General features: G+C 33.6%; 24 protein-coding genes and 1 tRNA gene. 18 read left to right on the forward strand and 7 right to left on the reverse strand.

Annotated features, from left to right (window positions below):
* The first annotated feature begins 10 nt into the window (after positions 1–10).
* The 9 genes from ruvC to DK442_RS02390 all read left to right on the forward strand — a co-directional run bounded on the left by ruvC (position 11) and on the right by DK442_RS02390 (position 7,183).
* Entirely contained in the window at positions 11–568 is a 558-nt protein-coding gene (gene ruvC / locus DK442_RS02350; RefSeq protein ID WP_109434226.1) for a crossover junction endodeoxyribonuclease RuvC, read from the forward strand.
* A gap of 68 nt (positions 569–636) precedes the next feature.
* Positions 637–1,773 (forward strand): radical SAM family heme chaperone HemW, encoded by a 1,137-nt coding sequence (hemW, locus tag DK442_RS02355; protein WP_109434227.1) that lies wholly within the window; start codon positions 637–639, stop codon positions 1,771–1,773.
* A 79-nt stretch (positions 1,774–1,852) separates the two neighbouring features.
* Complete coding sequence (locus DK442_RS02360) at positions 1,853–2,599, forward strand: cyclase family protein (protein ID WP_109434228.1); 747 nt, start codon at positions 1,853–1,855, stop codon at positions 2,597–2,599.
* A 13-nt stretch (positions 2,600–2,612) separates the two neighbouring features.
* On the forward strand, positions 2,613–2,969 hold the full coding sequence (locus DK442_RS02365) for a DUF4260 domain-containing protein (RefSeq protein WP_109434229.1): 357 nt from the start codon (positions 2,613–2,615) through the stop codon (positions 2,967–2,969).
* 1 nt (position 2,970) lies between these two features.
* On the forward strand, positions 2,971–3,588 hold the full coding sequence (locus DK442_RS02370) for a DUF4230 domain-containing protein (protein ID WP_109434230.1): 618 nt from the start codon (positions 2,971–2,973) through the stop codon (positions 3,586–3,588).
* 6 nt (positions 3,589–3,594) lie between these two features.
* Positions 3,595–4,002 carry a GNAT family N-acetyltransferase gene (locus DK442_RS02375; RefSeq protein WP_109434231.1) on the forward strand — a complete coding sequence of 136 codons (408 nt, stop codon included), beginning with the start codon at positions 3,595–3,597 and terminating at the stop codon, positions 4,000–4,002.
* Positions 4,003–4,004: 2 nt separating this feature from the next.
* Positions 4,005–4,361, forward strand: coding sequence for an MmcQ/YjbR family DNA-binding protein (locus DK442_RS02380; RefSeq protein ID WP_109434232.1), 357 nt, complete (start codon positions 4,005–4,007; stop codon positions 4,359–4,361).
* Between the two features lie 93 nt (positions 4,362–4,454).
* Positions 4,455–6,224, forward strand: coding sequence for a DNA mismatch repair protein MutS (locus DK442_RS02385; protein WP_109434233.1), 1,770 nt, complete (start codon positions 4,455–4,457; stop codon positions 6,222–6,224).
* A 44-nt stretch (positions 6,225–6,268) separates the two neighbouring features.
* Positions 6,269–7,183 carry an alpha/beta hydrolase gene (locus DK442_RS02390; protein WP_109434234.1) on the forward strand — a complete coding sequence of 305 codons (915 nt, stop codon included), beginning with the start codon at positions 6,269–6,271 and terminating at the stop codon, positions 7,181–7,183.
* A 6-nt stretch (positions 7,184–7,189) separates the two neighbouring features.
* On the opposite strand, the gene DK442_RS02395 is transcribed toward DK442_RS02390, so the two are convergent.
* Entirely contained in the window at positions 7,190–8,059 is an 870-nt protein-coding gene (locus tag DK442_RS02395) for an AraC family transcriptional regulator (protein ID WP_109434235.1), read from the reverse strand.
* 124 nt (positions 8,060–8,183) lie between these two features.
* On the opposite strand from DK442_RS02395, the gene DK442_RS02400 reads away from it, so the two are divergent.
* From DK442_RS02400 to DK442_RS02430, 7 genes are all read left to right on the forward strand, one after another.
* Complete coding sequence (locus DK442_RS02400) at positions 8,184–9,107, forward strand: dihydrodipicolinate synthase family protein (RefSeq protein ID WP_109434236.1); 924 nt, start codon at positions 8,184–8,186, stop codon at positions 9,105–9,107.
* Between the two features lie 167 nt (positions 9,108–9,274).
* The gene (locus DK442_RS02405; protein WP_109434237.1) at positions 9,275–9,637 is read left to right on the forward strand and encodes a four helix bundle protein; all 363 of its coding nucleotides are present in this window, start codon (positions 9,275–9,277) and stop codon (positions 9,635–9,637) included.
* 66 nt (positions 9,638–9,703) lie between these two features.
* Positions 9,704–11,287 (forward strand): aldehyde dehydrogenase (NADP(+)), encoded by a 1,584-nt coding sequence (locus DK442_RS02410; protein WP_109434238.1) that lies wholly within the window; start codon positions 9,704–9,706, stop codon positions 11,285–11,287.
* 31 nt (positions 11,288–11,318) lie between these two features.
* Complete coding sequence (locus DK442_RS02415; RefSeq protein ID WP_109434239.1) at positions 11,319–13,061, forward strand: DUF885 family protein; 1,743 nt, start codon at positions 11,319–11,321, stop codon at positions 13,059–13,061.
* Positions 13,030–14,064, forward strand: coding sequence for a 4-hydroxyproline epimerase (locus DK442_RS02420; RefSeq protein WP_370444652.1), 1,035 nt, complete (start codon positions 13,030–13,032; stop codon positions 14,062–14,064). The genes DK442_RS02415 and DK442_RS02420 overlap by 32 nt, the downstream gene beginning before the upstream one ends.
* Positions 14,065–14,174: 110 nt before the next feature.
* A complete protein-coding gene (locus DK442_RS02425; protein WP_255412204.1) occupies positions 14,175–14,489 on the forward strand; it encodes a four helix bundle protein in 315 nt (104 codons plus the stop codon).
* Between the two features lie 48 nt (positions 14,490–14,537).
* Positions 14,538–15,782, forward strand: a complete 1,245-nt coding sequence (locus DK442_RS02430) for an FAD-binding oxidoreductase (RefSeq protein ID WP_109434241.1) — start codon at positions 14,538–14,540, stop codon at positions 15,780–15,782.
* Here DK442_RS02430 and DK442_RS02435 read toward each other — a convergent pair whose 3' ends face one another.
* The 4 genes from DK442_RS02435 to DK442_RS02450 all read right to left on the reverse strand — a co-directional run bounded on the left by DK442_RS02435 (position 15,783) and on the right by DK442_RS02450 (position 20,769).
* Entirely contained in the window at positions 15,783–16,883 is a 1,101-nt protein-coding gene (locus DK442_RS02435; protein WP_109434242.1) for a DUF4407 domain-containing protein, read from the reverse strand.
* Positions 16,884–17,001: 118 nt separating this feature from the next.
* Positions 17,002–18,885 carry a M56 family metallopeptidase gene (locus DK442_RS02440; protein ID WP_109434243.1) on the reverse strand — a complete coding sequence of 628 codons (1,884 nt, stop codon included), beginning with the start codon at positions 18,883–18,885 and terminating at the stop codon, positions 17,002–17,004.
* The gene (locus tag DK442_RS02445; RefSeq protein ID WP_109434244.1) at positions 18,882–19,253 is read right to left on the reverse strand and encodes a BlaI/MecI/CopY family transcriptional regulator; all 372 of its coding nucleotides are present in this window, start codon (positions 19,251–19,253) and stop codon (positions 18,882–18,884) included. Before DK442_RS02445 ends, DK442_RS02440 begins: the two co-directional genes overlap by 4 nt.
* Positions 19,254–19,380: 127 nt before the next feature.
* The gene (locus tag DK442_RS02450) at positions 19,381–20,769 is read right to left on the reverse strand and encodes a dipeptidase (protein ID WP_109434245.1); all 1,389 of its coding nucleotides are present in this window, start codon (positions 20,767–20,769) and stop codon (positions 19,381–19,383) included.
* Between the two features lie 296 nt (positions 20,770–21,065).
* On the opposite strand from DK442_RS02450, the gene DK442_RS02455 reads away from it, so the two are divergent.
* Positions 21,066–21,147 (forward strand) — tRNA-Leu (locus tag DK442_RS02455).
* 120 nt (positions 21,148–21,267) lie between these two features.
* Here DK442_RS02455 and DK442_RS02460 read toward each other — a convergent pair.
* Positions 21,268–21,777: a hypothetical protein gene (locus DK442_RS02460; RefSeq protein WP_109434246.1), complete on the reverse strand. Its 510-nt coding sequence runs from the start codon at positions 21,775–21,777 to the stop codon at positions 21,268–21,270.
* A 249-nt stretch (positions 21,778–22,026) separates the two neighbouring features.
* On the opposite strand from DK442_RS02460, the gene DK442_RS02465 reads away from it, so the two are divergent.
* On the forward strand, positions 22,027–22,413 hold the full coding sequence (locus DK442_RS02465; RefSeq protein ID WP_109434247.1) for a Fur family transcriptional regulator: 387 nt from the start codon (positions 22,027–22,029) through the stop codon (positions 22,411–22,413).
* Between the two features lie 72 nt (positions 22,414–22,485).
* Here the strand turns inward: DK442_RS02465 and DK442_RS02470 are convergent, their stop codons facing one another.
* Positions 22,486–23,754: a S8 family serine peptidase gene (locus DK442_RS02470; RefSeq protein WP_109434248.1), complete on the reverse strand. Its 1,269-nt coding sequence runs from the start codon at positions 23,752–23,754 to the stop codon at positions 22,486–22,488.
* Between the last annotated feature and the right edge of the window lie 38 nt (positions 23,755–23,792).

Raw genomic sequence — 23,792 nt, forward strand, 5'->3', positions numbered from 1 at the left:
CTGTATTTCATTGGAAAACGAAAAAATTATATTAGGCATTGACCCTGGAACCACAATTATGGGTTTCGGACTTATTAAAATACGAAATAAGAAAATGTCTTTTTTACAACTTAATGAACTTCAACTTGGCAAATATGATGATCATTATTTAAAACTAAAGCTAATTTTTGAACGTACAATAGAGCTTATAGACACTTATCATCCAGATGAAATTGCTATCGAAGCTCCTTTTTTTGGAAAAAACGTACAATCTATGCTTAAACTCGGACGCGCTCAAGGAGTGGCTATGGCAGCTGGGCTTAGCAGAGAAGTACCTATCACAGAATATTCTCCAAAAAAAATTAAGATGGCTATTACTGGTAATGGAAATGCCAGTAAAGAACAAGTAGCTAAAATGCTACAGAGTTTACTAAAACTAAAAACACTTCCAAAAAACCTCGATTCTACTGACGGACTAGCTGCTGCTGTGTGCCATTTCTATAATATGGGGCGAGCAGATATTGTGGGAAAAAGTTATACTGGCTGGGCTGCTTTTGTGAAGCAAAATGAAAAGAGAGTAAAAAAATAATTATAGATCATAACTTTTGATTTCAGAGAATTTTAAATTCGTACCAATCAATTTAAAAATACAACATTATTAGCGGTATTTACATCCATATTCCTTTTTGCAAACAAGCTTGTCACTATTGTGATTTTCATTTTTCTACTTCTATGAAAAAAAAAGATGAAATGATTACCGCACTATGTGATGAAATACGGTTGCGGAAATCAGAAATTGATCCTAATGAAAATATCGAAACTATTTACTTTGGAGGAGGTACACCTACCGTATTGTCTATAGAAGAACTCACACGCATTATAGAGGTCATTTATAAGAATTATTCGGTTATCCAAAATCCAGAAATAACAGTAGAAGCAAACCCGGATGATCTAACCGAAGAAAAGATAAAATTACTATCTAGTAGTGATGTAAACCGTTTAAGCATAGGTATTCAGTCTTTTTTTCAAGAAGATTTACAGCTCATGAATCGAGCTCATAATGCAAATGAAGCAAAAGAATGCCTCGCAATGGCTAGTCGGTATTTTGAAAATATTTCGATTGATCTGATTTATGGCATCCCTAATATGTCGATTGATCAATGGAAACAGAACATTCAAGTGGCAATGGACTTTAAAGTACCTCATATCTCTTGTTATGCGCTTACTGTCGAACCCAGAACTGCTTTAAAAAAACTAATTCAAAATGGTAAAATAGAACCTGTAAGTGATGATCTTGCACAAGAACATTTTGAAATTCTCGTAGATACATTAGAAAATCGAGGATTCGTGCATTATGAACTCTCTAATTTTGGAAAACCCGGGTACTTCAGTAAAAATAACACCGCATACTGGAAAGGGAAAAACTACTTAGGTATTGGGCCATCTGCACATTCTTTTAATGGAAAACAACGAAGCTGGAATATCAATAACAATATAAAATATATTAAAGCCCTGCAGCAGCAGCAAATCCCCAGAGAAGTTGAAGATTTAAGTAAAACTGATACGTATAACGAATACATAATGACAGGTTTGAGAACCATTTGGGGAGTGTCATTACAGAAAATAGAACATGAGTTTGGTAAAAAACATAAAGAGTATCTTATGAAACAAGCTCAAAAACATATTGACAAACACCTACTATTTATAGATGATGATACTTTATTGATTACTAAAAAAGGAAAGTTTTTAAGTGACGGCATCGCAAGTGATCTTTTCTTACTAAATTTAGGATAAATAACCATGGGGGTTATCCAAGAAAAATATACTAGTATTGAAACCCAGTACAATATCAAAATAGCCTGAAATCTATGATATGATTACGACAATTGAACACAACAAAACATCCTATACAATTGATCTTTCTAAACCTCTGGATATATCCATACCACTAAGAGCTTCTAAAGAAAACGTAAATGCCTGGTATATTGATGAACCAAAGATTGAACCTGTAACAAATGGTGATTGGATTGGAAAAGTATCTAAAGGAGCTTCTACTAATTTTAATACGATCACATTTAACCCTCATAGCCATGGGACCCATACAGAATGTGTTGGCCATATCACTACAGAGTTTCATAGTATAAATCAGGCTCTACAACACTTTTTTTATATAGCAGAAGTTATTTCTGTTACCCCAAAAAAACAAGAAGAGGATTACGTAATAACAAAAGATTGTATTAAAAATATGATTACTTCATCCACCTCTGAAGCCTTAATTATAAGAACAATCCCCAACGTAAAAGACAAACAGAACAGACAATATTCGAATACTAATTGGCCTTATCTCACCAAAGAAGCAGCTGCTTATATTTCAAAACTAAATATTGAACATCTACTTATTGATTTGCCCTCTGTTGATAAAGAAAAAGATGATGGGAAATTACTTGCGCATAAAGCATTTTGGAACTACCCCTCTGCTCCTCGTTATCATGCTACAATTACAGAAATGATTTATGTAAATGATATAATTTCTGATGGATTATATATACTTAATCTTCAGATAGCATCGTTCGAAAACGATGCTTCTCCAAGTAAACCTATCCTTTATAAAATACTTTAAAATTAAAATCCAAATGAAAACTACTATACAGCTTGAAGAAATTGCAATGTTTGGATTAGGTATTTATGCATTTAGTTTACTTCCTTATTCCTGGTGGTTATTTTTAGCTTTATTTCTTGTTCCCGACATAGGGATGATAGGTTACGTAATAAATAGTAAATTTGGTGCTTTGAGCTATAATATATTTCATCATAAAGGGCTAGCAATTATTATATATGGTATAGGAATTTCTATCCCAAATGAAACGCTTCAATTATCAGGAATCATTCTTTTTGTTCATTCTGCTTTTGATAGAATTTTAGGTTATGGTTTAAAATATGAAAAAGGATTTAAATTTACACACTTAGGTGAAATAGGGAAAAAGAGTTAGAATGGAATTATTATTTGTTGGACTTTTGGGAGGTGCTATTTTAGCATATTTTATTTTTGCACGATTTAGTGCTGCACAAAGAAAATCATCTGTACGAACACAATCTACTGTTCTTATGGAAAAAATCAAAAGCGTTTGTAAACTTGTTACTGTAGAAGGAGATTTTGCAGAAATATACCATTATGAAAGTGTTAAAGATAAATTTTTTAAACTCCTGTCCGGAACTAAAAAAGCATTGATTATTATTGAAGCCAAAGCTTATGTTGGATTTGATCTGTCAAAGGTTTCATTAGAAAGCGACACCAAGAACAAAAAGATAATTCTTACTCATTTCCCACAACCAAAACTATTGACTATAGAGACTGATTTTAAATACTATGATAAAAAAGAAGGATGGTTAAACCCATTTACCTCTTCTGATCTTACTGATCTTAATAAAGAAGCTAAACAATTTATTAAAGATAAAATTCCACAAAGTGGACTCATGGAGTCTGCAAGAAAAGAAGCGTTAACAGCAATTGCACTTATGGAAACTCTGGCCGAATCTATTGGCTGGACATTAGATTACTCTGCTTTACAGCTAGATGACAATAATCCCAATACAAAACAGTTAGAATAGAGAACAATGAGCATAGTTATTTCTACTGATAATGAAAAATTAGATATAGATTTTATTCATCAGTTTTTAACCCATTCATATTGGGCCGAAGGTAGAACCAAAGAAGAAGTAAGTATAAGCATGAAAAACTGCTTGAATTTTGGCATTTACCTTAATAAAAAGCAGATCGGTTTTGCAAGAGTCTTAACCGATTATACTGTTTTTGGATACTTGATGGATGTATTTATTACAGAAGAGCATAGAGGAAGTGGATATGCAAAACTAATGATGAAAGCCATAATGGATCATCCAGATTTACAAAATATTAAACGATGGATGTTAGCTACTCATGATGCACATTCATTGTATAAAAAGTTTGGTTTTAGTGCTATTGAGGACCCTTCTAAACTTATGGGAAAACTTGTAAATAATTAAAAATGAATATAGAAGCATTCAGAGAATATTGTCTTGCAAAAAAAGGAGTTACAGAAGAATTTCCATTTGATGAAAATACACTTGTTTTTAAAGTAATGGGCAAAATGTTTGCTTTGACCGGATTAGAAAGAATTCCGTTCAGTGTTAATCTAAAATGTGACCCAGAACGTGCCATCGAACTTCGTGAATATCATCCTGAAATCACTCCTGGGTACCATATGAGTAAAAAACATTGGAATACTGTTAACTTTTCTGAAGGATTAGCTACTAATATAATACTAGAGTTGATAGATCACTCCTATGATTTAGTAGTAAGCGGCTTGACTAGAAAGGTAAAACAAGAATTAGAAAAACTTTAATTAAAAGCACTAGAGAACAAAAAGCTTATAAATAAGAAGTGTATTTGAAACTATACTTTCTTTTATATTATATTCACGTTCTTCTCAAAATATATGAATAATCCACACAAATTTTATAGAGAACAAATTGCTCTACATACCATATCACTCAAAAAAATAAAAAAACAACTAGCTGTTTCCAGTACCATACGATTGTTTGTTTTTTTGATTCTCGTTGCAGCTGTATATTTTGGTTATCCCAACACTCAAATTATTATTGCTAGTATTGTTATAGGAATTACTGCTTTTATATTTTTGGTCAATAGACATACTAATCTTACATATACCAAAAACAAAATAAAACAGTTGATTGATATTAATCAGCTAGAACTTGATGTTTTTGAAGGTGATATAAGTCTACTTGATGACGGAGCATCTTTTATTGATTCGACCCACCCTTATAGCCATGATATCGATTTGTTTGGGAAACAATCTTTCTTTCAATATGCCAATCGTACCACCACTTTGGCAGGAAAAAGTAAATTGGCAAAGATACTTACTGCAAATTCGATAGATTATATTGAACAAAAACAGGAAGCTATAGAGAATTTATCTAAGTTACCCGAGTGGCGGCAAGAATTCAGTGCCATTGCTTCTCTAGTGAACGTTACAGTTACCGTTTCTTCGATTCAAAAATGGCTTCAGCACTATACTTCTTTTGTTCCTAAACTTATGAGGGTGCTTCCCGCTATTGTTTCGGGGATTTCAGTTATCATGTTAATATTACTATTTACAGAGGTAATCACCTTTAATATCTTTTTATTATGGTTTTTTATCGGACTCGGAATAACAGGAACACAAATCAAAAAAATCAATAAACTCTATAGTGATGCCAATAAAGTAAAAGACACATTCGAACAATATTATAAACTTGTCGATAAAATTGAAAACACAGATTTTCAAGCTTCTCTATTACAAGAAAAGAAACAACTAGTCATTAGTGAAACAGAAAAAGCTTCACATACACTAAAACAATTTGCAAGTATCCTTAATGCTTTTGATCAACGTAACAATATGATGTTTGGTGTCTTGGCTAATGGATTAATACTTTGGGATATTTTACAAAGTTATCGTATCGAAAAATGGATTGCCAAAAACCATGATAAAGTTTCTCAATGGTTTGAAGTAATTGCGTTTTTTGATGGGTATAACTCTCTTGGGAATTTTGCGTTTAACCATCCAGAGTATATTTACCCAAAAATAACCTCAGACAATATTATACTTGATGCCAAGGATTTGGGACACCCTATGCTTAACACTCAAAAAAGAATAGATAATGATATAACCATTCATAAAGAAGAATTCTTTATCATCACTGGAGCCAATATGGCAGGAAAAAGCACCTTCTTACGTACTGTTGCATTACAACTTGTGATGTCAAATATAGGCTTACCAATTTGTGCAGCATCTTGCGAGTATCGCCCTATTAAACTTATTAGTAGTATGCGTACATCAGATTCTCTTAGCGATGATGCCTCATATTTCTTCTCAGAACTTACTCAACTAAAAAAAATCGTAGATGCCCTAGAAACTGATGAGTATTTTATCATTTTGGACGAAATCCTAAAAGGCACTAATAGTAAAGACAAAGCTGCGGGATCTCGTAAATTTGTAGAAAAATTAGTAAAAGCTAAAGCCACTGGGATTATTGCTACTCATGATTTAAGCCTTTGTGAAATAGCATCAGAATTACCTCAAGTGAAAAATCGCTTTTTTGATGCACAAATTGTCAACGATGAACTTTATTTTGATTATAAATTTAAAGATGGAATTTGTCAGAATATGAATGCTTCTTTTTTACTAAATAAAATGGGGATCGTTTAATGTTTCAATTAAAAATGAGTTAATTACAACAAATCATAATAACTATGAAAACATGTTTTTGCTTCTGTCTCCTTTTTTTATCTACTATAATAATATGTTCTGGTCAAGAAAACATTGTTGAATTATGGGAAGGAAAAATTCCAAATCAAAAAGAAACCGATGAAGTTGAGATCAGGAAAAATGAAAACATAGTTAGCATTAAAAATGTACAAAAACCTACACTTGAAATTTATTTACCGTCCAAAAACAACACTACCGGAAAAGGTATAGTGATTTGTCCAGGAGGAGGTTATGGCTCTTTGGCATATGATTGGGAAGGTACCGAGATCGCAAAATGGTTAAATTCTAAGGGAATTGCTGCATTTGTTTTAAAATATCGATTACCACAATCCAAATCTATTATCATTGCTAACGAAGCACCTCTGCAAGATGCACAAAGAGCAATTCGATTGGTTAGGCATCATGCAAAAAAATGGAATGTATCTCCAGAACAAATTGGTATTATGGGGTTTTCTGCAGGTGGACATCTTGCTTCGACTTTGGGAACTCACTTTGACAATAAGACTAGTCAAGTAGATGCTATAGATTCAATTAGTGCTAGACCAAATTTTATGGTGTTAATGTATCCAGTAATCACCATGAAACTTCCTTATACTCACCAAGGATCTAGAGATAATCTTTTGGGTACTTCTCCAAAACAAGAGTTAATCGATTTCTATTCAAATGAATTACATGTAACTCAGAATACACCGCCTACCTTTATTGTTCATGCAACCGATGACAAAGCAGTCCCTGTTGAAAACAGCCTCCTGTTTTATCAAGGTTTAAAAGATGCTGGTGTATACTCAGAAATGCATATCTATCCCAAAGGAGGACATGGATTTGCTTTAGCTATTGGGCGTGGATATTTACAAACATGGAATGATCGCCTTTATGACTGGATACAAAATTTGAATTGATAAATCTCAATCATTCAAAACACGAATATCATATAGATTTTTCCGAAATTGAGAAGGTGTAATTCCTTTAATCCTTTTAAATTTTCTATTGAAATTTGATACATTTTTAAATCCGCTAGAATACGATGCTTGTGCAATAGATATATCTGGTTCTTTTGATAAGATCCTGCAAGAGTGTGTTACTCTCACTTCGGTCAAAAACTGAAAAAAAGTCTTATTCGTTCGTTGTTTAAAATAACGACAAAAAGCATTAGGTGTCATATTTGCTAAATCAGACACTTCCTGTAAGCTAATATCACTATAAAATTTCTCCATGACAAATTGAAAAACATCAGCCATTCGTTTTCCTTCATAATCTGTGTAGTTTTTTCTGGTAATCGATGAAGATATAGTTTCAGTTTTCGCTAGGCTAAAAAACTTTAATATCTGCAAAAATATCACAAAGCGATCCAGCCTATGTTTCTTCTTTTTAATAGTAAAAAACAATTCTCTTAATTCTTCTTTTTCAGAAAGTACTCTAATCCCATATGACAAGCTATCAAAAAAAGTAAACAAATCATTAAATTCAGAAAGTTCAAAAAACCCGCTCCCAAAAGATTCTTTGGTGAAAAATAATGAAATCATATATGATTCTTCAGAAGATGAAATACTTTTCAGTACATGAGGAACCTGGCTTCCAAAAACCAGAATATCATTAATACGATAATTAGTAATCGTATCACCCACAATCACACTTCCTTCTCCTGACACAATAAACGATACTTGAATCTCCTCATGCTGGTGTAATGTATCATAAAACTTAAGCCCTCTATCTTCCTGAATGATAAGAGTATCTGTTGAAGTCTTTGGAATTTTAAAAGGTAATACCTGTGTCATATTAGATCAATAATATCCATTTATTAATCAAATTACAAAATATAAGGTAATATAGTATCATATTTGGGTAATTTCAAAAGATATCTCCTCTTAGTTTCATTATACTTTTGAATAAAAATACATTATGACTATAGACTGGAAAGGCGTAATGCCCGCCGTAACAACAAAATTTACAGATCAAGATACGCTGGACTTACAAATGTTTGAGGTGAATATTAATGCACAAATAGAAGCTGGTGTTCATGGTATCATACTTGGTGGAACTTTAGGAGAAGCCAGTACATTGAGCGACGAAGAAAAAAGAATCCTTGTAAAAACTACGGTTAATATTGTAAAAAACAAAGTTCCGGTAATCATAAATATTGCTGAGCAAACTACAAAAGGAGCGATTGAAGCTGCAAGAAAGGCAGAAGAAGATGGAGCGAGTGGATTAATGATGCTCCCTCCTATGCGATATAAAGCTGGAGACCGGGAAACTGTAATCTATTTTAAAGAAGTAGCCAAAAGTACTCACCTTCCAATTATGATATACAACAATCCAGTAGATTATAAGATTGAAGTGACTCTGGATATGTTTGAAGAATTATTGGCATTTGATAACATTAGGGCAGTAAAAGAATCTACACGAGATATTTCTAATGTCACCCGCATTAAAAATAGGTTCGGAGATCGTTTAAAAATCCTATCTGGGGTAGACACATTAGCTCTCGAAAGTTTATTGATGGGTGCAGATGGCTGGGTTGCAGGGTTGGTTGACGCTTTTCCTGCAGAAACGGTGGCTATTTATGAGCTTCAAAAAGCTGGAAAAATTAAAGAAGCAATAGCAATATATCGTTGGTTTTTACCTTTGCTAGAGTTAGACATAAACCCTAAATTAGTACAGAATATCAAACTAGCAGAAGTAGCTACAGGAATCGGCACCGAAAATGTTCGTGCTCCTAGATTACCACTTGTTGGAGAAGAACGAAAAACGGTATTGAAAGTCATTGAAAATGGGCTAAAAACAAGACCAGAATTACCTGATTATAAAAACAGTGATTTAATGTGAAAATGAATTAATGATACAATAAAAGCTTATAAAGGAGTATTAAAAAACAGCATCGAAAAAAAATTATAAGTAGTTTCTAGTTCTAGAAAAAAATTACCTCCCTTGACTAAAGTATTGTATAATTTCAACATTAAAGTATTAAAACATTGAATTAATAGATACTATATATGGAAAAAATAGAGTTCATTAAACAATTTAAAAACAGAACTAAAAAATTATCTGTGGATATTATTTTAATGTATAATACTCTCAAAAAAACAGAAGCAACTAAAGTAATCGGATACCAAATCATAAAAAGTGCAACATCCACTGCAGCTAACTATAGAGCATCTTGTATTTCGAGATCTAAAAAAGAATTTTATTCTAAAATTTCAATAACAGTGGAAGAAGCAGATGAGACAGTATTTTGGTTAGAGGTTTTAAGAGATTCAGAATTGGCCTCGCGTAAAATAATTGATCCTTTATTAAAAGAAGCAGAAGAAATTGTAAAAGTAGTTTCAAAAGCCAGAAAAAATACCTCATTTGACTAAAGTATTGTACAATTTCAATATTAAAACATTAGCTCCTTAAAACATTAATTCATTATCTCATTGAATATGATAACTGGAAAAAACTATATCGGAAATCAGCTTTCCTCAGAAGGAAATAGAACCTATAAAACATATAATCCCAAACTAAATCTTGAAAACGAACATACATTTTATGAAGCTTCTGATCAAGAGATAGAAAAAGCAGTCTTATTAGCTGCTGAAGCATTTAAAACATATAAAAAAACTTCTGGAGTAAAAAAGGCAGAATTTATAACTGCTATTGCAGATGAGATTTTGGCTTTAGGCGATCTTTTAATACAAACCTATATATCTGAGACAGGCTTACCCGAAGGAAGGGCAAAAGGAGAACGCGGAAGAACCGTTGGGCAACTAAGAACTTTTGCAGAATTAGTATCCGAGGGTTCCTGGGTAGAAGCTACTATAGATACTGCTGATCCCGATAGAGCTCCGATTCCTAAACAAGATATTAGAAAAATGTTAGTGCCATTGGGACCTATAGTCGTTTTTGGAGCTAGCAACTTTCCGCTGGCTTACTCTACTGCTGGCGGAGATACAGCTGCTGCATTTGCTGCAGGGTGTCCTGTGATTGTAAAATCACATCCTATGCATGCCGCAACAGGAGAACTGGTCGCTTCTGCAATTCACAACGCTGCTCAAAAAACAGGAATGCCAAATGGTATATTCTCTAATCTAAATAGCTCGGGTATTGAGGTAGGAGTACAATTGGTAAAGCATCCTAAGGTAAAAGCCGTTGGTTTTACAGGAAGTATTCGCGCAGGTAGAGCATTATTTGATATTGCTTCGCAACGACCAGAACCCATACCTGTATTTGCTGAAATGGGAAGTATCAATCCTGTCATTTTGCTTCCTGAAGCAACAAAAAAAAGAGGAGAAATTTTAGCTAAAACCTATGCTAATTCCATAACATTAGGAACTGGTCAGTTTTGCACTAATCCGGGCTTGATTTTGAGCATAAAAGGAGAAGCTCTCAATAATTTTATCAATATACTCTCTGATGAAATCATTAGTATAGAACCTTCATGTATGTTACACCCCAATATTATAGCCAACTATGAGAACAATAAAACCAATGTTTTACAACAAAATGGTATACATGTAACCGCAGAATATAATGGTGATTTATTAGTCAATCATGCTAGACAAACGATAATAAAAGTAGAAGGAAAAACATTTTTAGAAAACCCTAAACTTCATCAAGAAGTATTTGGACCTTTTTCTATGATCGTACAATGCAAGGATACTGAGGAATTAGAGCATATAATTTTGAATCTTGAAGGACAGCTTACAGGAACTATTCTTGCAGAAAAAGAAGAAGCTGTACACTACAACTCTGTGATCGAAGCATTACAAAACCGAGTTGGCAGAATCATCTTTAATGGCGTTCCTACTGGAGTAGAAGTATGTCCCGCTATGCTACATGGAGGTCCTTATCCAGCATCTACTGACAGTAGGTTTACAGCAGTTGGCATTCACTCTATAAAGCGTTGGGTAAGACCTTTTAGTTATCAGAGCTGGCCAAATCATTTATTACCTGATGAACTTAAAAACGAAAATCCTTTAGGGATTTCAAGACTTGTTGACGGTAATCCTAGTCAACGTAAAATCTGATTTTAAAATCTACATTTAACATCAATATCAAATGAAAATTTCCAAAATTATCATCATTACAATTTTACTTTTAAATTTTGGGTGCGCCGAAAAAAATGAGGTGAAAGACAAAAAAAACCCATCAGATCAACTTCATGCTATTATCACTGAAATTGACGAAAGAGAAAGTTATGATAGAGAAGAATATCCTTTAGGCATCTTCACCAAAGAATATTTCAAAACCGAAGCAGATTTTGCACAAAAAAAACTACTAGAACTCTCTACCGTTGATAGAAACCAACTTAAAGAGACTGATAGAATATCTTTTGATCTTTTAAAATTTGTTTTACAGAATAAAGTAGATCATTATGAATTCGAAAATTACTTAAATCCATTACTATCAGATTCTGGTTTTCATAGTAATCTTAACTATATGGTTAAGCCATTAACCACCTATGAACAGGTAAAAGAATATCTAAGTAAACTTAATGCGATCCCTGTATTTGTAGATCAACATTTTGTAAATTTAAGAGAAGGTCTCAAAAAAGGAGTTTCGCAACCAAGAATTATATTCGAAGGATATGAATCCACTTACAATAACCATATTATTGATAACATTGAAGATAGTTTCTTCTACTCTCCATTTAAAAATTTGCCAGAGACATTATCACAAACTCAAAAAGATTCTGTAATCACTTCTGCAAAAGAGGCTATAAAAAATAATGTTGTCCCTCAATTTAAAAGAATTAAAGCCTTCTTCGAAACCGAATATCTTCCCAATACAAGAACTACAATTGGCGTATCTCAAACTCCTAACGGAAAAGAATATTATCAAAATAAAATAAACTTTTATACCACCAGTACCAAGTATACTGCAGATGATATTCATAATATTGGATTAAAAGAAGTATCTCGTATAAAAACTCAAATGGAGCAAATTATAAAAGACCTTGAATTTCAGGGTAGTTTTGCTGACTTTTTAAAATTCCTTCGTACCGATGAGCAATTTTATGCTAAGACTCCAGAACAATTATTAATGATTGCCAGAGATATGGCAAAGCGAGTAGATGAGCAGTTACCCAGGTTTTTTAAAACATTACCCAGAAAACCATATGGCGTAGCTCCTGTACCCGATGCAATTGCACCTAAATATACAACGGGAAGGTATGTAGGAACAAAAGCAGATAGCTCAGAACCTGGATATTATTGGGTAAATACCTATGATTTACCAAGCAGAACACTATATACATTACCTTCTCTTACTGTTCATGAAGCTGTCCCGGGACATCATTTACAGGGGAGTCTTAATAACGAACTGGGAGATAGCATCCCAAAATTCAGAAAAGATCTCTACTTATCTGCATATGGAGAAGGCTGGGGATTATATTCAGAATTTCTGGCAGAAGAAATGGGCATGTACACTACTCCTTATGAGCATTTTGGTAAATTAACCTATGAGATGTGGAGAGCTTGTCGATTGGTAGTCGATACAGGAATTCACGCAAAAGGTTGGACCCGCGAACAAGTAGTAGACTATATGGCTTCAAATACTGCATTATCGTTACACGAAATACATACAGAAACAGATAGATACATCTCTTGGCCCGGACAAGCTTTATCTTATAAAATCGGAGAATTAAAAATAAGAGAACTTAGAAAAAAAGCTGAAACTGAATTAGGTAGTGAATTCGACATACGAGAATTTCATGAAGTTATTCTAGAGCAAGGAACAGTTACGCTTTCAATTTTAGAAAATAGAATTAATGCTTATATCCAAAGAACAAAAAATGGCTAGTACTTCTTTTAAATGTATTGATGCACATACTTGTGGAAATCCAGTAAGAGTAGTAACTACAGGGCATCCTAATCTTATAGGGAATACAATGAGTGAAAAGCGTCAACACTTTCTAAGAGAGTATGATTGGATCAGAACTGGATTAATGTTCGAACCAAGAGGCCACGATATGATGAGTGGTAGCTTTTTGTTTGATCCACATGATCCACAGAATGATTTTGCTATATTATTCATAGAAACTTCTGGTTGTCTTCCTATGTGTGGTCATGGTACTATAGGAACAATCACAATTGCAATCGAAAAAGGTTTGATACAACCAAAAACACCAGGCAAAATTAGAATGGAAGCCCCAGCCGGTTTGGTAGAAATCGAATACCAACAAACAGGGAAAAAAGTAGATTGGGTAAAACTAAAAAATGTAAAATCTTATCTTGCTGCAGAAGATTTAAGCATCGATTGTCCAGAGCTAGGTGAGATAACTTTTGATGTAGCTTATGGTGGTAACTATTATGCTATTATTGATCCTCAACAAAACTTTGATGGAATACAAAATTATACCGCCGGGAAGTTGATTCAATACTCCCAGATCATAAGGGAGCGTATTAATAAAAAATATCCAGATAAGTTTATTCATCCAGAAAATGAAACCATAAGAGATGTAAGTCATATTCTTTGGACAGGAGAGCCTATTCATTCTGATTCGTCTGGCAGAAACGCCGTCTTTTATGGTAAAAAAGCTATAGATCGATCCCCTTGTGGGACAGGAACCTCAGCCCGAATGGCACAATTATATGCCAAAGGAAAGTTAAAAAAAGGAGATGAATTCATTCACGAAAGTTTTATAGGAAGCACATTTACAGGACGTATCGAGGAAGAAACAACACTAGACAATAAAAAAGCTATTGTTCCCAGTATTCAGGGTTGGGCAAAAATATATGGTGACAATATTATTTCTATTGATGATGAAGATGACCCTTATGCATATGGATTTCAGGTTATTTAAATAATAAAATGACTTAATGCTATTAATGAGAAAATGATTTAATAAAATTGAATAATTATATATGGAGAAATCAGAATTCATTGAAAAGTTAAAAAAACGAACTAAAAAAACTGTCTGTTGATATTATTCTAATGTACAATACACCAAAAAAAACCGAAACCACTAAAATAATTGGTTATCAGATTATTAAAAGTGCCACATCTACAGCTGCAAATTATAGAGCATCTTGTGTTTCTAGATCTAAAAAAGAATTTTATTCTAAAATTTCTATAACAGTTGAAGAAGCTGATGAAACCTTATTTTGGTTGGAAGTTTTAAAAGATGCTGGACTAGGATCAGAAAAAATAATTAATCCATTAATAAGTGAAGCTAAAGAAATTTTAAAAGTAGTTTCCAAAGCTAGAAAAAATATAACATTTGATTAAAAATTACCATTTAACACGTATTCATTGTTTCATTAAAACATTAAAACATTGAAAAATTGTATTATCATTGGCGGTGGAATTATCGGATTATGCACAGCATACTATCTAAATAAAGAAGGGCATCAAGTAACTATACTGGATCAATCCTCTATGGATTTTGGAGCATCATATGTAAATGCAGGATATCTTTCACCAAGTCATATCATTCCCCTTGCAGCTCCTGGCGTAATGAAAAAAGGATTGAAATGGATGTTTAATTCTTCTAGTCCTCTATATATAAAACCCCGTCTTAATGCAGATTTTTTACGTTGGACCTGGGCTTTTAATAAATCGTGCTCATTAGAAAATGTAAATCGGGGTATTTCGGCAATCAAAGATATAGCTATATTAGGACGAGATCTTTATGCAGAAATAAAGGAAGAAGAAAAGTTTACATTTCAACTAGCTCAAAATGGACTTCTCATGATCTCTCAGACAGAAAAAATGTTGGAAGAAGAAGCTCATGTTGCAGAAATTGCCAGAAAAGAAGGATTAGCAGTTCGCGATCTCTCTTTAAAAGAATTACAAGACATCGAGCCTAATGTAAGATTACATGCAAAAGGAGCCGTATTGTATGAATGTGATTGGCATACAACTCCGCAAGTATTCATGGAAGAGATGAAAACTCATCTTACTGCAGCAGGTGTTGTTATTCATAAAAATGAAAAGGTACAGGATATTACTTTAGAACATGAGAAAATAATCGCCGTACAAACTACAAGCACTTCCTACAAAGCAGATGAATTTGTTCTGGCTGCTGGATCATGGTCAAATATCTTGAGTAAAAAACTAGGTCTTAAACTATTATTAGAAGCCGGTAAAGGATATCGTATTAATTCGGAAAGAGATTTGGGTATTTCTATGCCTGCAATCTTAACTGAAGCAAAAATAGCTGTTACTCCAATGCAAGGCTTTACAAGATTTGCAGGAACTATGGAAATTGCGGGTATTAATCATAATATTAACAAAGTGAGAGTGGAAGCTATCGCCCGGGCAACCCGTAATTATTATCCAGATATCGAAATTTCACAACAAGAAAAAGATGATGCAGCTTGTGGGTTAAGACCCGTTTCTCCAGATGGAATACCATATATTGGCAAATCCCATCTCTGTAAAAATCTAACTATAGCTACAGGACATGCCATGATGGGATGGACCATGGGAACATCAACTGGAAAATTGGTTTCGGAAATTATATCGAACAAAAAGACATCGTTAAATATTGATGCCTATCATCCTGATCGTAGGTTTTAGCTACAAAATCCCTGTTTGACGTTTATAAAAAGCATCTTGCTGTTTTTTCATCATCTCTCTCGCAATTTTCTTTTTATATTCATATAACTCTTCTTCTTCGGTGAGATCACCATAAACTCGATCATTAATTACATGATCTGTTTCCAAGGATACTTTTCTTTGATCTTCTTTTTGGGCTACCCATGTTTTTACTTCACTTTCTAGATCTTCCAATTTAAAATCATATTCTCCTTTTGGCGAAAGTAACTTTGCAAAAATAGGAGAGGTTTCTATAGCCAGAAAAAGTAAAAAGATAAAAAACGAAGGGAGCCATGGTAACTCATTCAAAGCAGTAACTCTTGCCATCAAACCATCAAAATTATCAATTACAGGTTGTGAAGTGACTACCTGACTCTCATATTCTGTTGCTAGTTGTGATTTTTGAATTTCTAAGCCAGCTATTTTCTCTGTATTAGTTTTTTTTAATGCTGCTAATTCAGCTAGAGCCGCGTCGTGTTTTTCTCGTTTTTCTTTATAAACAGGACCTTTTCCTATAATTTCTGTCCCTTTTCTACCTTCTGCTTCTGCGATATACGTTTCATAAAGGGTATTAACCTCTGTCTCTTTTGTTGTCACCTCTTGCTTTAGTGAACCGATTTCAGTTTCAATTGCTGCAATAGCGGGTGTATACTGCGTTGCTATTTGTTCTTTATTTGCAAGTGTAAAATCATTCTTTTGCTCAAGTAATACACGGTCGATTTCTTTCTCAAAAATCTTTAATTCCAAGGGTTTCGAAATAACTATTGCAATAATTATAGCCAAAATAATTCTTGGTGTTGCTTGTAACAATTCATCTATAAAGTTTTCTTTTTTCTTTATAGTCGATACGATAAAACGATCTAAATTAAAAATCAAGAGCCCCCAAATCAATCCGAAGAAAACCGCTGAAAAATAGTTATCGAATACAGTATATAAGGCATAACTAGCAGCAATAAAAGCCATGATTGCAGTAAAGAATACTGTTGCTCCTATACCAGCATATTTGTTCTGCTCTCCTCCAGAACTATCGGCCAATATATCTGCATCGGCTCCAGAACATAAAATAAAAAAACGTTTTAACATGATCTAAGGGTTTTTGATTGATAATAGGTATAACGCTGATTTATAGCCAAATGTTGCACAAAAAAACTCCCAGGCGGGAGTTTTGGCTATTAAAATTGTTTGAGAAATGAATATTACATTAATTTTTTCTTTTGTCGATTTTTTCTCTCTCCTTTCTAGCTTTCTCTACAGCCTTACGCGCTTTTTCCCTAGCTGCATTAGCTTCTTTTCTAACTTGCTTACGGGCTTTTTCTGCTTCTTTCCTTGCCTTTTCTGCATTATATCTTGCCATTTCTCTAGCTTTCTCTGCTTGCTTCATTACCATTTTAACTTCTTCCCTTGCTAGTTTTGATCTGTGCAAAGCTCGTTCTTCAGCTTTTAATCTCGATCTTTCTGATCTTCTTAATGCTTGTTCTCTTAACTCATGCGATCGTTCCCTTTTCACTCGCGCTTCTTCTCTGGCAATCGCTCTAGCTTCATGCGCTTGTTCCATAACTTCTCTTCTAACTCTATGCGCTTCATCCATAGCAATTGCTCTTGAGATCTCTGCTTCTTCTCTTGCTTCTTCTGCATGTTTCATTGCGTTTTCAATCTCTTGTTCTGCTATTATTTCGGACTCCTCTCTTGCTATTTCGGCTTCATATCTCGCTTTTTCTAATTCTTCTTCTACTATTTCTGCTTCATTTTCAATTACACTATAATCGGCTTCTATATCAGCATTAGATAAAGGAACTTCGACTGGTTTTAGGTTTTTCACACCTTGTGATACTTTTGGTGCTTTGGCTGGCGCTGGAGGTTTTACAGCTGATGGTGGAGCAGGTGGTAGAGAAACTGCTCCAACTCCTATATCTTCTGGTGAAGGAGGACTTGGTGGAACAAGATCATGCCCATCAGGATTTGCTTTATATAATCTGGTTTTTCTATATGCTGTATTTAATTTCTTCAGAAAGGTATCTGTGGTGTTTTCCATTTTAACATCAAAATGAAATTCTGTAAGTTCATTATCTTTCCATTGCTTAGTAACATCATCAATTACTTTTGCAAAACCAGAAATATCGGTATTAATACCATTTACATTTATCTTTTCTCCACTTAATTTGATTTTGATATTTTTATCTGGATGAGTTGGAGCAATAGTAGTAGTACTCGTTTTTTGTTGTGCTACTATTTTATTATTAAATAAAAGTACACATCCAAAAAGGATTGGTAAAAGCAACAGCATTCTAGCTGTTGCTCTTGTTTTCGAAAATTTTTGTGACATCATAACAATTCGTTTTTTGGTTAATGAATAATTAATGGGACTTGTCAACATAGTGTGATTAGTACTATTTGGATAGCTAACAAGTAAATCCATATATCGATGTATTGAACATTGTTGTTTCAATACTTTTTGATCTGCAAGAAATTCGTGATTTAATCGTACAGATTTTTTAATCCAAAACCATATAGGATTGAACCAAAAAACCATTTGAAAAATCTCTATACATAAAATATCTAATGTATGTTTTTGTCGTACATGTGTTTTTTCATGTAACAATACTTCTTGAGGGATAGCTTTTTCCCGAAATTCCTTTTTAGAAACAAAAATATATTTCAAAAATGTATGCGGAACAATGGTATTGTTTAATAATACATTTACATGTGAAGTTTCTTTGAGGTTTTCATTTTGCTTTACCTTTTTTATCAAACTATACATATTTTTAATGAACCTAATTGCAAAAATCAGGAAGCCCGTTCCATATATACTCCATAACACTATAGGCAGATAGTTAATAGAAGATTCTTCTACCTGTGGATCATTCATTACAGGGGTATAAGTAACGTTTGGCTGAAATTCTTCTGGATTGATGACAATATCAGTTTCATATGTTATTGTGATCAAAGGGATTGTATATGCAAAAATCAAACTAAAGAGAAGGTAAAATCTTTTAAGATGATGCATGTTTTCTCGTTCTAGAAACAAGGTATAAAAACCCCATAACAGCACTAAACAAAGAGATGATTTTATGATATATATGATCATTGCTTTTGTTTTTCGATTTGTTGATCCACTATCTTTTTAAGTTCTTCTAATTCTGTAGTAGACAAGTTAGTTTCTGAAGTAAAAAAAGATGCAAATTGTGAAGCAGAATTATTAAAAAAATTCTTAATTAATCCATTCACATGCTTAGAGAAATAATCTGTCTTTTTTACCAAAGGATAATATTCTCTGGACTTCCCGTATAATCTATAATCTATAAATCCTTTATCTGTCATTCTTTTGAGTAACGTAGCCACAGTTGTCGTTGCAGGTTTTGGTTCTGGAAAAGCATCTAATACATCTTTCATAAAGGCTTTCTCTAGTTTCCAGAGATATTGCATCACTTGTTCTTCTGTTTTTGATAATTGCATTTGTTCTACGTTGTTAGAATTAACTCTACAAATGTAGAATAAAATTTTATATTTCCAAATTATTTATTCCTAAAAACAAAAAAACCACTCATTATGAGTGGTTTGTATATCTACTTTTATATCTGAATCATTTACTCAATTCTGTAAAGTACTTATAAAAAAGAGGAATAGTTTCGATACCTTTTAGGTAATTCCAAACTCCAAAATGTTCATTGGGAGAATGTATAGCATCACTATCGAGTCCAAATCCCATCAAAATTGTTTTACTTTTTAATTCTTTTTCAAATAATGAGACAATCGGAATACTTCCTCCACTACGTTGCGGGATCGGAGTTTTACCAAAGGTATCCTGATATGCCTTGCTTGCCGCTTTATATCCAACATTATCTATCGGTGTTACATATCCTTGTCCTCCATGATGCGGGGTCACTTTTACCGTTACTGCTTCTGGAGCTATGTTTTCAAAATGTTTGCTAAACAATTCTGTTATTTCTTCCCAATCTTGATTGGGCACTAACCGCATCGATATTTTAGCATAGGCTTTGCTTGCAATCACCGTCTTTGCTCCTTCGCCGGTATATCCACCCCAAATTCCGTTAACATCTAGTGTAGGACGAATAGAATTACGTTCATTCGTTGTATATCCTTCTTCTCCATAAACAGCATTAATATCTAATGATTTTTTATAGTTATCAAGCGAAAAAGGTGCTTTTGCCATCTCAGCACGTTCTTCTGCAGAAAGATCCTCTACTTTATCATAAAAACCTGGAACAGTAATATGATTATTCTCATCATGCAAAGATGCAATCATTTTTGTTAGGATATTGATTGGATTAGCTACCGCTCCACCATACAAACCACTATGTAAATCTCTATTAGGTCCAGTAACCTCAACTTCAACATAACTTAATCCCCTTAGCCCTGTTGTGATTGAAGGTACATCTTTGGCAATCATTCCCGTATCACTAATCAAGATTACATCATTGGCAAGTTTTTCCTGATTACGTTCTACAAACCAACTTAAACTCTTACTCCCTACTTCTTCTTCCCCTTCTATCATAAATTTAACATTGCAAGGCAATTGACCCGTTTTTGTCATAATTTCTAATGCCTTAACATGCATATACATCTGACCTTTATCATCGCAGGATCCTCTAGCAAAAATAGCCCCTTCGGGATGAATTTCTGTTTTTTTTATTACAGGTTCAAATGGCGGACTGTCCCATAAATCTATTGGGTCTGGAGGTTGCACATCATAATGACCATATACCAATACTGTTGGAAGGTTCTTATCTACAATTTTTTCGCCATATACAATAGGATAACCAGGAGTTTCGCATATTTCAACGATATCGCAACCTGCTGCTCTAAGGCTTTTTTCTATCTCTTTTGCGGTTCTGATTACATCATCTTTATATGCTGTGTCAGCACTAACTGATGGAATTTTAAGGAGCTCAAGAAGTTCGTTTATAAATCGATCTTTATGTTCTTGAACATAGGTGTGTATGTTTTGCATGAATCTGAGTTAATTTTGGCTCTAAAGTACTAATACCAATTCTTATATGAAATAACCTTGTAAAATAGTTTCTTTTGATTCTATACTTCGTCACAAAATAGTATCGATAGCTAAGGCTATCCATAGATTTTCTTCCTTGCCTAAAATCAAAACAACTCCATTTATAAAACAGTCATTTCATATAAGAATTGATATAAAAGTTATATTTTTTTAAATGGGTCTTTTTATTTTAAAAGTATTGTTTATATTTGCACTCGCTTTTACAAAGAGTCCTAAGTATTGTAAAGGTTTTTAATGCGGGCGTGGTGGAATTGGTAGACACGCTAGACTTAGGATCTAGTGCCGCGAGGTGTGAGAGTTCGAGTCTCTCCGCCCGCACAGTAAAACAAAAGCTTCTCTTAACCGAGAAGCTTTTTTTGTTCAGGCATATTTCCAAAAAAAGGCCAAATTGAACATTGATGCTCAACATGACCTTACAATAATTAATCTATTACTAATCTATTTTTGGTCTGATGTGGCTTCTGCTTCTTTCTCCTGATCTTCTTTCATCATTTTTTGGTCTTCCTCGGTAATACGTTTATGTTCGGTAGATATTTGTTGATGTTCCTTCTCCATATTTTCATGCTCAGCTTTCATTGATTCATGTTCTGAAGTCATTTGTTCTAATGTAATCTCTCCAGAGGCATGTTTTGTTTCTAATTCGGCATGTTTTTCTATCAATGATTTATGAGCTTCAATAAGTTCACCATGTTTAGCTAATAAAGCTGTGTGATTCTTTTCAGTTATCATGTGAAGAGAATCATTTTCTATGGTTTTATGACCATCTACCATTTGTTGATGATCATCTTTCATGGCATTGTGCTCTTTGGCCATAGTTTCATGAGAAGTTTCCATTTCTTTATGGTTTTCTATCATGGCTTTATGTTCTGGGGCTTCAGCTGGATTTTGTTTACAAGAAACAAAGAAAAATGCTACTGCAATTACTGTTAACTTACAAAGTGTTTTCATGATTTTGTGGTTAATGTGTTTATTATTCAAATTTATCTATTAAAACTGTTTTTTTGATAAAATATTCTCTTTAATATTCATGGATGTTGAGTAATTTATACAAATACTCTGATCTAATATAATTATTGAGGACAAACATTTAAGGATTTCTAAAAAAATGCCAATCCTTTCAATTTTTCTGAAAAGTACCTCTAATGCTTAAAAAATTACTATTTTCGATAAAAGTATAGGGGTTTGAATAACTATCTTATGGAATCCAAAAAAACAAGAAATACCGAAAAGCAAAATCTCGTAAGGAATATTTTATCCAAAACAGAACACACTATGTCTGCCGAGGATATTATTCATGCTATGCCTATCAAAGTAAATAAAACTACTATTTACAGGATTTTAGATCGATTTGCAGAAAAAGGTGAAGTTCACTTTATTACGGGTAAAAATGGCAAGGCGTATTATGCGCTTTGCGATAATTGCGGTGTTTCTCATAAAATTCATAATCATATTCATTTTGAATGTCAGGAATGTAAAGAAGTGACTTGTCAACCAAACACCCTACACATTCCAAATCTAGAAGGGTTTACTATACAGGAAACTCAATTTTTAGTCATCGGTATTTGCAATAAATGTAAAAAATAGGAGAAACCACCTGTTCTCCAACAAGTGGTTTCGTAACTACACGTTCCCAACGTAAGTAAAATGATATGTCTTTTATCTTACTGCTATGGGATAATTTTCCCCTCTATTACTTACAGAACCCGATGTTCTAGGTCCACTTCCTCTGGCATGCATAATTCCTGCTACATGAGGAGAGGCCATAGAAGTACCACTTAATGTCGCATATCCTCCATTCAAATATGTACTTGTTACACTACTACCCGTTGCAATAACATCAATTGGATTCATATTATAGTTAGAAAAAGATGAAAACCCACGATTACATGTCATTGAAGCTACAGTGTATATATTACTTCCATTAACACAAGCAGGCTGATAACTAGCCGCATTAGCACTACTATTACCGGCAGCGATAGCGACCAAAGTACCTGCATTTCCTAGCGCTAATAGTGCATTTCTATATGATGAATTACTTGAACAACCAGAACCAAAGAATCCTCCAAGACTTAGGTTAGCCACATCTCCTGGTAAATCATACTGTCCTACATGATTTATTCCTGATAATATGGTAGACGTACTACTACCACCACTACATCCAAAAACTCTTACTGGTACAACGCTTGCACCTGCAGAAACACCTACAACTCCAACACTGTTGTTAATAGCAGCAGCTGTTCCGGCAACATGAGTTCCATGTCCATTACAATCATTAGGCGAACCTCCTACAAAAGATCTTGCATATGTAGAGTTAGTAACCACATTAAGATCTGGATGGTCCAAATCAATACCACTATCGATTACCCAAATCCATTGGTCTTTACCAGCACTGTTAGCTGCCCCTCCTGCTCGTGAGATACCACATGGCGTTTGTTGGGCCATTTTTTGTGATGCATCACCTGGAATAATTTCTTCAATTTTGAATTTTGGCAGCTCTACTACTCTATCATACTCAATACCAGCTACATTAGGATCTTTTGATAATTTTTGAAATTCATCATCCCCCAATTTAATGGTCATCCCAGAAATCTTTGTGGTGTAATAGTCCAGAACTTTAGATTGATCTAAATCATTATCCAATAAAATAGAATTCATCTTCTTGATAGAAACTTCAGAAACATCCCTAACCGATTTGGCTTTTGTCTCCCTACTAGAAAATGATGTCTTTTCAAGGACTTTTGAAGCTGGTTGAATTTTTGAATTTTTGAAAACAACAATGTATTGGCCTGGAATAATTTTTCCTTCAGTACTTGTTGGTTCTACGACTGATTCTACCACACCATCAGAAACATTTTCGTCCTGACATGAAGTAATTACTAATGCAGTGAGTAAAGCACTCAAAGCAAGTTTGCTAAAATTTTTCATTTGAGTTAAATTTGTGTTAGTTCCCAAAAGTATAAATT

Source organism: Aquimarina sp. AU119, assembly GCF_900312735.1.
Classification (GTDB): Bacteria; Bacteroidota; Bacteroidia; order Flavobacteriales; family Flavobacteriaceae; genus Aquimarina; species Aquimarina algiphila.

Excerpts from the sequence above, each read along its gene's own strand:
- DK442_RS02390 (WP_109434234.1), top strand. The coding sequence starts at position 6,269 with ATGAAAACATGTTTTTGCTTCTGTCTCCTTTTTTTATCTACTATAATA.
- DK442_RS02365 (WP_109434229.1), top strand. The coding sequence starts at position 2,613 with ATGAAAACTACTATACAGCTTGAAGAAATTGCAATGTTTGGATTAGGT.
- DK442_RS02405 (WP_109434237.1), top strand. The coding sequence starts at position 9,275 with ATGGAAAAAATAGAGTTCATTAAACAATTTAAAAACAGAACTAAAAAA.
- DK442_RS02380 (WP_109434232.1), top strand. The coding sequence starts at position 4,005 with ATGAATATAGAAGCATTCAGAGAATATTGTCTTGCAAAAAAAGGAGTT.
- DK442_RS02370 (WP_109434230.1), top strand. The coding sequence starts at position 2,971 with ATGGAATTATTATTTGTTGGACTTTTGGGAGGTGCTATTTTAGCATAT.
- DK442_RS02420 (WP_370444652.1), top strand. The coding sequence starts at position 13,030 with ATGCTTATATCCAAAGAACAAAAAATGGCTAGTACTTCTTTTAAATGT.
- DK442_RS02435 (WP_109434242.1), bottom strand. The coding sequence starts at position 16,883 with ATGTTAAAACGTTTTTTTATTTTATGTTCTGGAGCCGATGCAGATATA.
- DK442_RS02360 (WP_109434228.1), top strand. The coding sequence starts at position 1,853 with ATGATTACGACAATTGAACACAACAAAACATCCTATACAATTGATCTT.
- DK442_RS02375 (WP_109434231.1), top strand. The coding sequence starts at position 3,595 with ATGAGCATAGTTATTTCTACTGATAATGAAAAATTAGATATAGATTTT.
- DK442_RS02385 (WP_109434233.1), top strand. The coding sequence starts at position 4,455 with ATGAATAATCCACACAAATTTTATAGAGAACAAATTGCTCTACATACC.
- DK442_RS02415 (WP_109434239.1), top strand. The coding sequence starts at position 11,319 with ATGAAAATTTCCAAAATTATCATCATTACAATTTTACTTTTAAATTTT.
- DK442_RS02445 (WP_109434244.1), bottom strand. The coding sequence starts at position 19,253 with ATGCAATTATCAAAAACAGAAGAACAAGTGATGCAATATCTCTGGAAA.
- DK442_RS02465 (WP_109434247.1), top strand. The coding sequence starts at position 22,027 with ATGGAATCCAAAAAAACAAGAAATACCGAAAAGCAAAATCTCGTAAGG.
- DK442_RS02410 (WP_109434238.1), top strand. The coding sequence starts at position 9,704 with ATGATAACTGGAAAAAACTATATCGGAAATCAGCTTTCCTCAGAAGGA.
- DK442_RS02460 (WP_109434246.1), bottom strand. The coding sequence starts at position 21,777 with ATGAAAACACTTTGTAAGTTAACAGTAATTGCAGTAGCATTTTTCTTT.
- DK442_RS02450 (WP_109434245.1), bottom strand. The coding sequence starts at position 20,769 with ATGCAAAACATACACACCTATGTTCAAGAACATAAAGATCGATTTATA.
- DK442_RS02440 (WP_109434243.1), bottom strand. The coding sequence starts at position 18,885 with ATGATCATATATATCATAAAATCATCTCTTTGTTTAGTGCTGTTATGG.
- DK442_RS02395 (WP_109434235.1), bottom strand. The coding sequence starts at position 8,059 with ATGACACAGGTATTACCTTTTAAAATTCCAAAGACTTCAACAGATACT.
- DK442_RS02400 (WP_109434236.1), top strand. The coding sequence starts at position 8,184 with ATGACTATAGACTGGAAAGGCGTAATGCCCGCCGTAACAACAAAATTT.
- DK442_RS02470 (WP_109434248.1), bottom strand. The coding sequence starts at position 23,754 with ATGAAAAATTTTAGCAAACTTGCTTTGAGTGCTTTACTCACTGCATTA.